The following is a 14,270-nucleotide window of genomic DNA, read 5'->3' as shown; positions in this document are numbered from 1 at the left end:
TAAATCGTTAGTTATAAAAGGCGGTATTATGAACGTAGAGAAATGAGGGTATTAGCCTAAGCACAGGACACTTAGGCTAACTTACCGCTTAACAATGGGTGAAACTGCCACAACTATTAAACAATTCCCCCGTTAGCTCGTAACACTTGCCCATTAACCCAATGCCCTTGGTCACTGGCTAAAAAGTTAACTACATTGGCAATGTCTTCTGGCTGCCCTAGCCTTTCCATAGGACTCATACTGGCAAGCTTATCGATAAATTCTTGGGATTTCCCCTCGGTAAACAAATCAGTTTCAGTAGGCCCGGGCGCGACACAATTTACCGCGATATCTTTACCTCTAAGCTCTTTTGATAAAATAGCCGACATGGTTTCAACCGCAGATTTTGTAGCAGCATAAACGCCATAACGCTCTAATTTAAGGCCTACGACACTGGTGGATAAATTAATAATGCTGCCGCCCTCACTAAGGTGAGTCGATGCTAAGCGAAGCATGTTAAATACCCCTTTCATATTAACGTCGAACTGTTTATTAAAATCTTCATCGCTCGTTTCACTCAGCGGTGAAAGCGCCATAATGCCTGCATTATTCACCAGTACATCTACTTTACCGAATTCCTGTAACGATGCTTTAAACAAGCTTTCTGCCTGAGTGGATTTCGACACATCAGCTTGCACCGCAATCGCTTGCCCGCCTTTGCATTTAATCTGTTCAACGAGTTCGTTTGCTGCATCAGCACTACTGGCATAATTAATCACCACGGCAAAATTATTTGACGCTAACTTTTCAACGATGCTTGCGCCAATGCCTTTCGCGCCGCCTGTTACTAAGGCTACTTTTACATTTTCCATATGCCACCTACTGTTTAAATTTTTCAAATACTGGGTCAAATACTGAGTAGATACGGGTTCAAATACTGTGTTAATCAATGCTGCATTAACCGAGCGCACAAACCTACCTACATATTCATACCCACGCCAAAGGCAGAAAGATTGATTTTGATTTGTAAACCCATGCCTTAGCTAAATAGCAATTCGCCTTTAAACAGAGGTTTAGAAGTTGATTTTGTGCTCGTTTTTTGAATTTGTGATCTAAAAATGTAAATTTACAAATAAAAATCATTTTTATTTGCATTGGCAAAAGTTAAACTTTAGTCTACTGCCACTTTAAAGTATTTTGCGCAAAAAATGCGCACTCGTCTACTTACTGGCTAATCTAGTGTTTTACGCAGGCTGTCCGAACCAACAATGGTTTAAGAAAAGGCCGCTACCATTTAAAACTGCACTGTTAATTGCCTTGGCGATATTGATCTTAAGCACGACAATATTCACCTTAACGTTTTCATTACCTGCCGCCATCTATACCGTTATCACGCTGTGTATGCTGCTGTTGGGGACCATTCCGTTCTTTACCCGTTACACCGCGCCACTTAAATCTGTGCGCTCTCGCGGTACAGGGCTCACCAGAGATGAGAGTTACACCACCTTTAAGGCGCACTGGTGGCTAAAAATTATTGGTGCAACATTAATTAGTTTTCCCTTTGCGCTATTCACTAGCAGTTTGATTAGTTTTCTTTTTCTTTCTCACACGCCTCTTGATGTGAAGAGCCAATTTTTGATGTGGCTAATAGTCCCTTTATGGTTAACCCCGTTAAGCCTTATCTTTTTTGCTAGAAAACCTTGGCCACTACTGGCTCTGCTTTCGCTTATTACACTGTTTGAATTTTCCGTTTTACAGGTTCTGGGGTAACACCAATGAAATTACAGAATTATAAAAGCTATCAGCAAGTACACATTTGGACCGGCATTATTTCAGGCTTACTGTTATTCATTTGCTTTGTGGCCGGAGCATTAACCATGTTCAAGGCGCCATTGAACGTATGGGCTATGCATGATAAGCGAATTGCATTTACCAAAGATTTACACTTAGTAATGAAAGAGTTATAGCGAAATAGCAAAGTTTATTAGCCTCTAATTTTTAGTTTGTATTTAATACCAACTAGAAACTATCCGTTAGGTGCTAGATCAAACGCTATCTAGCAGATTCAAGCGTTCGTATTTACTAATACAATTAATGTTCGTATATTTGCATCAGTATTTTCTAAAAACTAACTATCCATGTAATTGCTTGTAAAATCAGTATTTCATCGGTAAGCGTTTTGTCGGAAGACCATCTATAAGCTTGGTAATTATTACGACAAGGGTGTAATTGAAGAAATTAGAAGTGTTTACGCTGTGTGGCTGACACGGTTAACAAGGAGGTTTGTATAAACTAGGATGCTGATAATTAAAAGTATATATCTAACCGCGGTTAGATATGTTTTCAAAGGAACTCGTGTAGGGTTAAAGATAACTCAAAAGGAATTTATAAAAATGCAAACAACGTCACATCGAGTATATAAACCAACACAAGCATATATCTTCGCAACATGGGCTTCTCTTGCGATTGGGGTTATTGGCTACCTTGTTGGATTATGGAACGCCAACATTCTACTCAATGAAAAAGGCTATTATTTAGCAATATTCATTCTAGCTATGTTTTCAGCTGTAACCTTACAAAAGACTGTAAGAGATAAACAAGAAGGCTTACCAACCACCACTGTTTTCGTTGGCATGTGCTGGGCAGCTTTTTTTAGTGCTGTTGCCCTGCTGGGTATAGGCCTTTTTAACGCCGACATGTTTCTAAGTGAAAAAGGATTTTACGGCATGGCATTTATACTCAGCTTATTTTCTATCATTACCGTTCAGAAAAATATCCGTGACTTAACCAATGACGATGGAAGCACTTCATCTTCAGCTTACCCTGGGGTAGCGAATAGTATCGATGTAGCGCTTGAAACCACTGACATAGTCGGCGAGTAAATCGAAATGGGGTCAGAGTACTTTACTGGTTACTAATATACTCTGGCCCTACTATTTAGCGATCTTCTTCCGAAAGTAGGAACCTATTCTTCCATTCGTAGACTGCCAACATGCCGACAAATAATGCTTCCCCACAGATAAAAAACACACCAATTGGGCTTGCTATGTGGGCATACAAAACGACGATAGCAGCACAAATGATAACCCAAACGCTATTTGCGATGGCAAGAGCCTTAATGCTCATCAAGCTTTTCTTGTGTGACAATGCCAGCGCTAATGCATAACAACCATATATAGTGTTTGCACTTGCTAGGAAAAGAATAGTGTTATGAGGTAAGCGATAAAGCTCACTAATCCATCCCGCGAAAGCAAATAAAGCCAAGCCCACAGCTAAACCAGCACTACCATCTATGTGTAAGATGCTGATGCTTTTACGCCATATCATCAGGGCTCCTTAAAGTTGTCCTATTATTCCATTAGGAAAGTGAACTTCGAAATAGCTGCAAATACGCGTTAGACCACTCAATTGAAGACATCCCCTATTCAGCAAACGTCTAGCTGTTAAACATTCATACTACAAAGTGACTCAAAAACAGGGGGCAGAGTACATAAATGTTATTTCGCGGCACCTATTTGTTTAATTTGTACTCAGCAACTTAGAAATTCTGCTAATTCTTGCAGCGATGTCGGAGTACATTTCGTCTGCTTCACCTATCCGCTCACTTATTTCATTAAGCGTATTTATAGCTTCTGGCAGGGCGCCACTCTTTTCATAGGCCAATGCTAGCGTTGACATATATTCAATATTTTCAGGTCTTTGCTTTAACACCGCGTGTAAATATTTGAGGGCTTCATTGGGGTTGTTACGCTCATGCAGTTCATATAGTGCGGCATCAGAGAGTTGCCAGTCTTTAGCTACTATATGGTAACCATATAGCTCGCTTAACGAAGCAAAGTGAGCAGCAACTGCATCGTATCCAGATAAATAAGCTTCATATGGCACATCCCACGACGGGTAGAGGTGCCTAAAAGCGTGATAGGTACCAATAATTTGGGTTACTTGGTGGGGCTCTTGTGAAAAGTAATCAATTTTATAGCGAAGACCTTTAGGTGTGTGTTGACTTAAGGCAGTATCAATAAACTCAACGCCTTCTAGCATTGCTTTACCCTCTGGAGATTTAACTTCCGCATTCCCTTCATTTCCAATATTCAGGTAAAGCACACTGTGATTACTTTGTTGTTGGCCCGTAAATGATACAAGGGATTTAGCCACTAACTTCTCATCCCAAAACAAACTAGGGCTAAACGCAAAATAGGCATCAAATAGGTCTGGAGCTGAATAAAATGCGTGAGCCACTAGCAGGCCGCCGAAAGAGTGACCAGAAAATATTCTGTATTCTTCGGTTCTAAAATTAGCATCTACGTAGGGAATAACTTCCGTTTCAATAAATTTCAGATATGTATCTGCGCCACCACTATTTTCTGCATATTTGGGGTCATTGGTGGGGGTGAAATCCCGATCTCTATCATTTGTAGACACCCCAACAATAATCATTTGAGGCGCGTTGTTGTAACCAACTAAGGGGTCGAGAATACCGGAATTCAATGTGATACCTACAGGCGCATCTAATAAATACAACACTGGATAGGCATAGTCAGCATTCTCATGGTAATAAAGGGGAAGCTGAATAAACAGCGAGAGCTGCTCATTTAACGCTGTAGAGACAATTTTTCTTTCTTCTATTTCTCTGACAGCATCGGCACTGGCGTGCTGAGTAAACATCAATATCAGAACAATGAATATCCGTTTCATAGCGCTACTCCATTTTAGGGGGCAAGTGGCTTTGGCGAGCCATTCCAATCTTTTTATTACATTCTCATAACTCGAGCGATAGCTAAATTAATTCTCTGATACGTCTACTCTTTAAATGCAATCACTTCTATCTCAACCAGGTGGTTTGGGCTATAGAGCCTTTGTACTTCTACTAGCGTAGAGCTTGGGTATTGGCCCTCTTTAAACTTTTCTTTTCGCACCTTACCCAGCTTTTTAAACGCTTCAATATCAGTGGTATAAATTACCTGCTTTACGATACTTTCCATGCCTAGGTTATTATCTTTCAAGGTATTTTGTATAAGGGTATAGATTTCACTTACTTGCTCTTCCAGTGTAGCTTTATCACTTGCGATACCTGATAAGTAAACGTTGTTACCTGCAATAACCACTTGGGAGTAACCAATTTCTGCCTCCCACGGGTTATACATTTTCCTCTCTATTTTGGTATCAGCAGTAGAAACAGAACAAAAGAGCGATGTTGAGCTAAGAAGTACGAGATTTCGAACCAGTTTGAGCAACAATTGAGTTCTCCTAAATAAATGAAAAGGGGGGCAGAGTACGCTTGATTAAAATACTCTGCCCCATCATATTTTGAGCGCCTTATAATGTGTCTAAAAATTCGGTAATTGAAGCTTTTAGCGCTGCATCATCTTTAATCAATGCGTTTACTCGATAAACGTCCACGCCACAAAGCGGCTTTGTTTTTGGCCTTGCCCCATGTCTACTTTTAAAAATTTCGTTGCACCGTAGTAATTTATACTGGTCTCGATGGGTTTTAGGTGCTCGCTTTTTGACACTAAGCAGGTGAACCAATCTACTTGTGATTTGTACTTTACACTTTCAATAATCATACGCTGAATGAAGGCAAGTTCGCCCCCTTCGCACCACAATTCGTTGCCGGTTCCAGCAAAGTTTAGCTTTATGTTACTGATATCGGGCTTCGTTTTAGCAAAGGTCTTCGCGTTTGTACTAGCATTGGCATGAGCGTTAATATCAATACGAGGTTTTTTACCACTTCGCTTGTGCTTATTTCCCTTAAGGCCTATGGCTTTACGCTCGCTTCCCAATGCTGCCGCTTCGGCAGATTTATGAAACGGCGGGTTACACATAGTAAAAGTGAAGTGCTCGTTAGGCTGAATAATACCTTCAAAGATTTTCGCTTTATTCGGCTGCTTTCGAACCGACAATAAAGGGGTAAGCTTTGGGTTTTTGTTAGCGATTGATTTAGCCGACTTTACCGATACCGCATCAATGTCGCTTCCTACAAACTGCCAACCATAGCTTTGACTGCCAATAATGGGGTAAATAGCATTAGCGCCTATACCTACATCCAGTCCTTTTACGCTATTCCCTTTCGGTATTACGCCTTTATTGGTAGACGCCAGTATATCAGCAATGCCGTGAATATAATCGGCACGGCCAGGAACAGGAGGGCATAAATATCCATTGGGTATGTCCCACGTTTTCAACCCGTAGTAATGAATTAGCAATGCTGCATTGAGGGCTTTAACCGCATCTTGGTTGGCAAAATCGATACTCTTTTTACCGCTTTTTGCGTTAATCACATAGCCCGACAATGCAGGGTGTGCTTGGCAAAGCGCTGCCATTGGGTAACCATCTTTATGCACATTACGAACATGCATTGTATTGCCAGCCTTAGGTGAAGATTTTGACGAAGGCTTAGGCGAACTTTTTGCTTTGGCTCTGGTTTTACTGGTTGAGCTTGAGTTGCTATCAGGTGTGGAGTCTACCAAGGCGACTATCCTATTTTTAGGTATTTGGCTAAGTGAATTTCTAAATAAATGTTTAGTCGGCCTCGAGGCTACAAGCACCACATCAGAAATAACTAAATAGATGAGAAAAGGCTATTTTATAACAGTATCGCTAGGGCTATCCCCAAGTAAGAACCGAGCGCCCGCCCCTTTCTCGGCAATGCGATCGTGCTTATTGTACAGCTTGCACTTATCTAAAGACAAACACCCACAACCAATACAGCCCTCTAGCGAGGATTTTAACGCCGTAAGTTCAGCGATTCGCGTCGTAATGTGTGCGTTAAATACTTCACTAAGCGTAGCCCAATCTTCCTTATTCGGCGTACGATTATCTGGCAGGGTTTGCAGTAGTTGTCGAATATCATCAAGTGCATACCCCATGTTTTGTGCAATCAAAATAAACGATACCCTTCGAATGACTGAACGAGGAAACATTCTATTTCCTCCTTGGGTTCGCACAGAAGGAATAAGGGATTCATTGGCGTAATAGCGAATAAGCGATACTGCGTTACCGGTTCGCTTTGCGACAAAGCCAATACTTACTAGGGGTTCAGGTGCCATTTTAAAAAAATTCGCATTTAATACTTGATCTAAAGTTAACTTAAGATATTAGGCTGTTGTTGTCTATTAATCCACTGCGCTTTTATCCACAAACGTTAGCGCGTAAAAACACACAACAGTAAATAAGGAAATACAATGCAAGCAGCCTCACTAGAACACGCCAATATTACGGTAACTAACCCTGATGCCATAGCTGATGCCTTATGCCAATTGTTCAACTGGCATATACGCTGGAGCGGTCCAGCTAAGGACGATGGCTATACGGTACATGTGGGTTCGGATATCGCTTACTTGGCGTTATATAAGCCAAAGCAGCTTGGCTCGAATCAAGGTAGCTTAAGTGGAGTACTTGATGATGCGAACGCTGCCCAACTCTTCGATCACACTACCGTAGCTCACGTTAATCATTTAGGCATTGTGGTTGACAATTTAGACGAGGTAGAAAAAAAGGTATTCGCGTTAGGGTTTGATACCTATAACCATGGCGATTACGAGCCAGGAAGACGCTTTTATTTCATGCTTGGAGAAGGACTTGAGGCTGAAGTGGTGTCTTATACTAGCTAAACTATACTAATCTTTAAGGTCAGAGTTAATAAAACTCACTCTGACCTCGCATCGTTTTGCCTAATTATTAATTACTTAGCAACCATTAAAGTGCGCTAAAATTTTACTCACCTCGCCTATACGCCGTTCAAAGCTCGATTTGCTCGCACGTTCATGAATGGTGTGATCGCCATCGCCGTAAGGACCAAAGCCATCAAGGGTTGGCACGCCTGCAGCCGACACTACATTCGCATCACTCACCCCACCACGTTTTTCTAATTTAAGTGGCGCCCCCAATACAGACTCTAGTTCGGCAATAAACTGTGCCTGTGCTTCTGTAGGCTGCATGACATCTCGCTGCAAACCACCAGTTACCACTACTTTTACCCCTTCAACAGCAGGATTTTGGGTGACTTCTTCAAACGCAGCTAACACTCTGTCCCGCTCTTCTGATTGAGTGAACCGCGCTTCTACCGTCAAGCTAGCACTAGGCGAAATAGTGTTTGCGCCTAATCCACCTTTCATTTTGCCGGCGTTAACCGTGGTGCCTTTTTCAAGGTCTGTTAGATTGGTCAGGGCAATTAACATATGAGCCGCAGCCAAGTTCGCATTAATACCGTCGGTATAATGATTACCCGCGTGAGCGCCTTTGCCTTCGAATTCGATTTGAAAAGTCGCAATCCCTTTTCGAGAGATAACCACATCATGATCGGGGCCCGCCGCTTCAAAAACCATACAGGCATCGTAGGCTTTGGCTAATTCACTGGTAAGCAGCTTACTGTCGTCACTGCCACTTTCTTCATCGCTCACCAATAGCATATCAATGTTCGCGATGTGGCCTTGTTCGGCAAATACATTTCGAAGTGCTGTTAGCGCAATATAATTACCGCCTTTCATATCGCACACACCTGGGCCGTAAATCCATTCATCATCTTCTCGGAATTCGGTAAAGGTGTCTGGCGGAAACACGGTATCTAGGTGACCAAGTAGCAGTAATTTTACGCCTTCACTCTTTTTAGACAGATAGTGAACATGGTTACCAATTGCTTCGCGTCGATGCGTTTCTACAGAGAATCCAAGTTGCTCCATCCACGCATTAAAGATGTCAGCATTGTGATCTACACCCGCTTTATTTTTAGTGTAAGAATTGAGCGATATAATTGTGGCAAGTTCGGTAAAGTCCAGACTACTATTCATGCTATTTATTCCAAGTATTGATTAAAACCAAACTACGCTGAAGCCCTTGTTTTAATTGGGCAATTAACAGCAATCACACATGCTTTAAACGTTAAAATTACAAATATTGAAAATAATTTCCACTGAGCAAAAATTAAACTTGAATAGTACGCAATTTAGCCGTTTAATGGCGCCGCTTTTGGGAGGGACTCCTCGTACCAAGACGTACCCTAAAGTCTAATATATGTCATATTTCTCATCTAAAATAGATATTTACCACCCATTTTGGTGCAAATTTTTATTTTGAGAAATCTTCTTACGTAAATCGAACAGAATGTCAATTCATCGATTCATAAAAATAGGGTTAAAAGTCGTGCCAAAGTATACAGTCGGGATGTGGATGTACAGCAACAGCGGCGGTACTGCCATACAGGCTAAAATCGTCAATCAATTACGAGATCGCGATATCGAAGCAATTACCGATCTTAACTTAGGCCATGCAAACGCACACAACGGAACCATTACGTGTCATAACGTGAATATGGAAGAGTTAGATGCGTTCTTTTCATACAATGCAGGTCAACAAACACCTTATCAAGTTTTTCTTTATCAAGTATTGAACGAATCAATTCCGTGCCTTAACAGTTTTGAGTCTTTTTCGTTATCTGAAGACAAACTTCGCACTTCACATCGTTTATCTCGCGCGGGTATTCGTACACCTGATTACCGATTATGTAATACCAAAGATAAGCCGATGCTTAAAAATACTATCCGCGAATGGGGCGGACGCCTGGTATACAAGCCTACCGATGGCTGGGGCGGAATGGGCATAGTAAAAGTGGAAGATGAGCGTTCATTAGATATGCTTATTCCCTTTTTGGATCAAACCAATATTCCCCACTTCTACGTTGAACGCTTTATCAATTACGACATGACAGACTATCGCATCGACATTGTTGATGGTGAATTCGTAGGTTGTTACGGACGCCAAGCACCTAAAGACGATTGGAAAACTAACGTAACGAGTGGTGGATCTGTTATTCGCCGTGAACCTAATGATGAATTAGTTGCACTTGCAATCAAAGCCGCCAAGGTAACGGGGCTAGATATCGCTGGGGTAGATGTTATCTATGACCAAGAACATGAAGAATATGTAGTACTAGAAGTAAACGGTATTCCTGCATTCGCAACGCCTGAGCAAGAAGCTGCAGGGTTGACGTTCAATGATGGAAAAATCGAGCGGATCGTTAACTTGATTGAGCGAAAAGCAATTGAAAAGCGCGCCAGTATGCAAGCCGCGCTAACCTCTCAACTTTAAACGAGAAAGTAAAATGTCTACGACTAAACTACCTACTATTGGCCTACTCTACTTAGACCATGTACTGCGCTTCTTCGACAAGTCTAATTTTAAAGGCTGGCCAGATCAAATTGAAACTGTGTGTTACCACTGGGGTAACGACAAAGCCCGCTTTGTTCGTGAAGTGAAAAGCAAAAATATCGATATTCTTATTGGTAATATTCCTGCTACAGCTTATGAGACGTTCCGTGAAATTGCTCGCGAACTGCCAGATGTGCGCTTTTTGCCTTCAATGGATACGCAGTTTGCCAACAAGTCGAAAGAAAATGTGACCCATTTTTGCGAAAAGCACGACTTGCCTATTCCCAAAACGGATATTTTTTACGAGAAAGACGAAGCTATGGCGTTTTTACGTAAAACCAGTTATCCAAAAATTATTAAAAAGTCTTATGGTCCATCTAACTATGGTGGTTATTTCGTACATAAAGTAGATAGCTTTAAAGAAGCGGCCGAACTGCTTAAGAAAAAGAAATATCACCCCGTTTATGTGCAAGAATTTGTGCCTATGATGGCAGATATTCGCGTGATGCTGATTGGCCACAAACCAGTTTGTGCGTTTTGGCGTCGTCCACCAGAAGGTGAATGGCTAACCAACACCAGTCAGGGTGGCTCGATGGATTATTCTGATGTGCCCAAAGAAGCGTTACAAATAGCAGTGAATGCGTCTAAAGCCGCAAAAGCTGAATATTGGGCGTCTGATATTGCGTTAGGTGTGGATGGTAAGTTCCGTATACTAGAATGCGCCACTGCATTTGCCGCCTTCCCTTATATTCGTGACTGGATTGGCCAGTATATAATGTGGACCTTGTGTTCAGAGCGCTTTAAGAAGCCGCATATTCCTTTGTATAACTGGGAGGAACTGGGTAAGATTCGCACGCCGCTTTTACGCACTATGAGAAATATTACTTTTGGCGAATATACACCAAGCAGTGATAGTGCAGACTCAGCAGCGGTAACTAATCCTGAACTTTATCCTTTGTTACCCGTTGAACTACAACTCGACGAAGAATGGCCAAGTGAATCTTGGAATTTTCAAGATAACTACACGCCCAAAAGTAAAGCCAAAATAGTGACCGACTTGCATTTAGAAAACCAAGATGTGAGTGAAGATGATGGCATAGAAGATGTCATCGGTGATGGGCTAGAACGTGTATTAAATGATAGCAACGATGAGTTTGAAGACGACACCGAAATAGATGCGGGCGAACTCATTTTAACTACGTCAGAGTTAGAAAGCTTTTTTGCTGGCGTAAAAGGTATAGGCCCTAAACTTACAGAGGTGATAATCAGTACTCTTGGTGAAGAGGGCACGTCAAAAGCGATTTACGCTGATCCAAGCGTGTTTCTGACGGTTAAAAACATTCAGCAGAAGAAAGTCGATGCAATTATCGCGCATTGGGATAATTTCAAGACTACGCTGGTAACCACTGATTTCTCTTAGTAAAGAAGAAATAATGAAAAAACAATATACCTCGTATCAAGAAACAATGGCGTTTTTAGAACAAGCTCAGGAAAAATACCCTGAGCTTATTCGCGTGCATAGCATTGGAACGACGTGGGAAGGTAGGCCAATTATGATGGCTACTCTTTCTGCTAACATTGAAACTGCGGACAGTAAACCCGCTCTGCTTTTTACAGGAACCATCCACGCGCGCGAGTGGATTGGCAACGAGTTAGGCATTAAGTTTATTGATAACGTGCTAACCAATATTGATCACAACCCATCTATACAACAGGCATTAAGCCGTAATACCTTATATATGGTGCCTTGTTTAAACCCAGATGGGTTTGAGTATTCTCGTACCCACTTCTCTTTTTGGCGTAAGAATAGACGTGACAACGGCGATGGCACCTTTGGTGTAGACTTGAACCGTAACTTTGGTGTTCGCTTTAAGCGTTCTGCTGATACCACGGTAAACACCTACTCAGGCCCAGCGGCGTTTTCTGAGCCAGAAACTGCGGCCATTCGTGATTTCGTACTCGAGCATAAAAACATTACTATTGCGCTAGATTATCACTCGCAAGGTAACGTGTTTTTCCCTGCGCATAAGTTTAATCACGAGTCTGAAATTGAAGGCACTGACTTAAACGTATTGTGCGCCAATATGAACCGTGAAATCCATAAAGTAACGGGTCGCCAGTACGGTATACACCGTGGCAAGCCACCTACAAACCTTATCAATGGTAGTGGCCGTGAATATTACTACTCGCTAGGTATCATTTCGGCGGTGGTAGAAGTTGGCACTCGCAACATTCCTGATTACATGGCGAATATGTCGCAAAGTGTAGATGAAAATGTACCTGCGGTACTTTACGCACTTTCAGAAGCGAAAAACTACTCTGATGAAGCTCCTGCTCGGGTAGATAACTTCACTATTGAATCAGTGGGCGTTTATGAAGCGACCCTATGCTGGGATTACCCAGAATCTGATGATATCTATTTTGAATTGTATCGCTCTGAAACGGTGAAAAGCCCTTGTCGTGAAGATAATCTTATTGCGATTATTGGCAAACACACGTTCACAGATGTGCAGCTTAAAAGTGGCCAGAAATATTTCTACAATTTACGTGCGGTCAATAAAGTTACCGACACCAAGTCGCCTTTCAGCCCTGAAATTAAGCTTAAGACCCAGCTGTCTGAAGATGAATACTTCAGAGGTTTGTTCCCGTCGAAGCGCGGTATTGGTTATGTAGGCCAATATACCCTTGAGAAAAACCGCGACCATTTCGGTTACAACTCACTGTTTGTAGGTGTGAACAAACGCCGTGGTATTTGTTATGGCGTAATAGCGTTTAACATGGAAAACTTACCTGAAGAAGCCCGTATTAAGAATGCGAGTTTCTCCTTGTACCCAATGAACCGTGTTAACGCGAAGGTAGAAAATTTTGGTGAATGGACAGTGTCTATTCTCGATCCGTCAGAAATTTCTGACATCACAGACTTCAACCAAATTCATCAAGCGAAGCCTATTCAAACACTAGGTGATGAAATTCGCTCAGATAAGCTAACTCAAGGTATTTGGTCCCACTGGGATTTGAATGTGGCTGAACGTCGCATTATTCGTAAATCTATTAAGAACGGTACCTTGTTGCTTCGCGTTGAAGGCCCAAGAAAACTTCCTCTTGGTGCAGACTCGCAAATGATGCAATTTGATATTGGTTACGGAAAGTTTGGTTCAGGTATTCATTACCGCCCTAACTTGGAAGTTATTTACACGCTTCCAAGCAAACAGGTAGAGCTCACCCCGTCATCGCTTAGTACTGTTTCAAAAGCTGAAGTGAATAAAAACGAGCTGCAGTCTGGTTTCGATTCAAACGGCGATGTGGTTTACGGTCAAATGACCTTCTTAACCGAAAATCTACCTGATCCTAAGAAAACGGTGATCACTGAAGCCTACTTAACCATGAGCAACGACAATGCCCTGCCTACATCGCAAGATATTCGTTTCACCATTGAATTAGCAGGTCTTGAAGATCTTGACTATCAAAGCGTTAAGAATAGAGAGAAGAAAGAGTTTATTGGCTACGAGGTGAGTAACGCTCAACTCAAAGACAAGAACTCTCACAACTTTATTTTTGATAGTTATTGCCGTGAAGCGTTGGAAGAAATGCATGCGAAGCATGCGCCATTTCATTTCGTGGTTCGCTCTACGTCTTCAAGTGCTGAAAAGAACATGCTAGTAAACTGGCATGACTTACACAGTAACCAAGTGTGTAAGTTGGTTATTAAGTACATTGAGCGCCGTAAAGAACCTTTACCGGCACCAGCGAACTTAAGCGTAACCTTAGAGAATCGTCAGGTGAAACTGAGTTGGAGTAACCCTAAACATGCCGATTTAGTTGGCGCGTTTGTGGTTAGAAACCGCTTCCACTCACCACGTTCGCCGCTTGACGGCGTGAAGCTTTATGCAGGTTCTGATGAGTATACTTACGACAACTTTGGTAACCCCAATGTCGAAAAGTACTACTCTGTTTTTGCTTACGACGATGTACCTAACTATTCTGCGCCTGTCAGTGTTTACTATTCTTCTGAGGAAGTTATTCCTGTAGAAGAAGAGAAATACGAGAAGCAGGAAGAAGAAGATGACGATGAGCCGTTAATTGATTAACCATTAACTAATCTTATCGTTTCTGTTTGTAGCCCACGCTATGCATAGTAAACGCTT

14 protein-coding genes are annotated in these 14,270 nt (G+C 41.9%); 7 read left to right on the top strand and 7 right to left on the bottom strand.

The genetic code is table 11. The features are described from left to right. Positions 1-116 precede the first annotated feature (116 nt). Positions 117-851 (bottom strand): SDR family oxidoreductase, encoded by a 735-nt coding sequence (locus R1T43_RS06570; protein WP_317354177.1) that lies wholly within the window; start codon positions 849-851, stop codon positions 117-119. A 367-nt stretch (positions 852-1,218) separates the two neighbouring features. Here R1T43_RS06570 and R1T43_RS06565 point away from each other — a divergent pair, with 367 nt between their 5' ends. The 3 genes from R1T43_RS06565 to yiaA all read left to right on the top strand — a co-directional run bounded on the left by R1T43_RS06565 (position 1,219) and on the right by yiaA (position 2,861). Beyond that, a complete protein-coding gene (locus tag R1T43_RS06565; RefSeq protein WP_317354174.1) occupies positions 1,219-1,749 on the top strand; it encodes a hypothetical protein in 531 nt (176 codons plus the stop codon). Between the two features lie 5 nt (positions 1,750-1,754). Continuing rightward, entirely contained in the window at positions 1,755-1,946 is a 192-nt protein-coding gene (locus R1T43_RS06560; RefSeq protein ID WP_211070467.1) for a PepSY domain-containing protein, read from the top strand. 426 nt (positions 1,947-2,372) lie between these two features. Further along, positions 2,373-2,861: an inner membrane protein YiaA gene (gene yiaA / locus R1T43_RS06555; RefSeq protein WP_211070466.1), complete on the top strand. Its 489-nt coding sequence runs from the start codon at positions 2,373-2,375 to the stop codon at positions 2,859-2,861. A 55-nt stretch (positions 2,862-2,916) separates the two neighbouring features. On the opposite strand, the gene R1T43_RS06550 is transcribed toward yiaA, so the two are convergent. The 5 genes from R1T43_RS06550 to soxR form a co-directional block, all read right to left on the bottom strand. Further along, positions 2,917-3,306 carry a hypothetical protein gene (locus tag R1T43_RS06550; protein ID WP_317354169.1) on the bottom strand — a complete coding sequence of 130 codons (390 nt, stop codon included), beginning with the start codon at positions 3,304-3,306 and terminating at the stop codon, positions 2,917-2,919. Positions 3,307-3,498: 192 nt separating this feature from the next. Further along, positions 3,499-4,674 (bottom strand): alpha/beta hydrolase-fold protein, encoded by a 1,176-nt coding sequence (locus R1T43_RS06545; RefSeq protein ID WP_317354166.1) that lies wholly within the window; start codon positions 4,672-4,674, stop codon positions 3,499-3,501. A 104-nt stretch (positions 4,675-4,778) separates the two neighbouring features. Beyond that, positions 4,779-5,123: a RidA family protein gene (locus R1T43_RS06540; protein ID WP_317354163.1), complete on the bottom strand. Its 345-nt coding sequence runs from the start codon at positions 5,121-5,123 to the stop codon at positions 4,779-4,781. Between the two features lie 237 nt (positions 5,124-5,360). Next, positions 5,361-6,338 (bottom strand): 23S rRNA (adenine(1618)-N(6))-methyltransferase RlmF, encoded by a 978-nt coding sequence (rlmF, locus tag R1T43_RS06535; protein ID WP_317355714.1) that lies wholly within the window; start codon positions 6,336-6,338, stop codon positions 5,361-5,363. 222 nt (positions 6,339-6,560) lie between these two features. Beyond that, the gene (gene soxR, locus R1T43_RS06530) at positions 6,561-7,028 is read right to left on the bottom strand and encodes a redox-sensitive transcriptional activator SoxR (protein ID WP_211070461.1); all 468 of its coding nucleotides are present in this window, start codon (positions 7,026-7,028) and stop codon (positions 6,561-6,563) included. Positions 7,029-7,163: 135 nt separating this feature from the next. On the opposite strand from soxR, the gene R1T43_RS06525 reads away from it, so the two are divergent. Next, on the top strand, positions 7,164-7,592 hold the full coding sequence (locus R1T43_RS06525) for a VOC family protein (protein WP_317354160.1): 429 nt from the start codon (positions 7,164-7,166) through the stop codon (positions 7,590-7,592). 75 nt (positions 7,593-7,667) lie between these two features. On the opposite strand, the gene R1T43_RS06520 is transcribed toward R1T43_RS06525, so the two are convergent. Further along, positions 7,668-8,768 (bottom strand): M20 family metallopeptidase, encoded by a 1,101-nt coding sequence (locus tag R1T43_RS06520; RefSeq protein ID WP_317354158.1) that lies wholly within the window; start codon positions 8,766-8,768, stop codon positions 7,668-7,670. A gap of 352 nt (positions 8,769-9,120) precedes the next feature. Here R1T43_RS06520 and R1T43_RS06515 point away from each other — a divergent pair, with 352 nt between their 5' ends. The 3 genes from R1T43_RS06515 to R1T43_RS06505 are packed head-to-tail and all read left to right on the top strand — an operon-like array spanning position 9,121 to position 14,213. After that, positions 9,121-10,065 (top strand): RimK family alpha-L-glutamate ligase, encoded by a 945-nt coding sequence (locus tag R1T43_RS06515; protein WP_317354155.1) that lies wholly within the window; start codon positions 9,121-9,123, stop codon positions 10,063-10,065. Between the two features lie 13 nt (positions 10,066-10,078). Then, positions 10,079-11,545 carry a hypothetical protein gene (locus tag R1T43_RS06510; protein ID WP_317354152.1) on the top strand — a complete coding sequence of 489 codons (1,467 nt, stop codon included), beginning with the start codon at positions 10,079-10,081 and terminating at the stop codon, positions 11,543-11,545. A 13-nt stretch (positions 11,546-11,558) separates the two neighbouring features. Then, positions 11,559-14,213 (top strand): M14 family metallopeptidase, encoded by a 2,655-nt coding sequence (locus tag R1T43_RS06505; RefSeq protein WP_317354149.1) that lies wholly within the window; start codon positions 11,559-11,561, stop codon positions 14,211-14,213. Positions 14,214-14,270: the final 57 nt, after the last annotated feature.

Origin of the sequence: Alteromonas sp. CI.11.F.A3 (assembly GCF_032925565.1) — a bacterium.
GTDB lineage: Bacteria > Pseudomonadota > Gammaproteobacteria > Enterobacterales > Alteromonadaceae > Alteromonas.
Note: the sequence above shows the minus strand (reverse complement) of the source record. Positions and strands in the feature narration are given on the sequence as shown.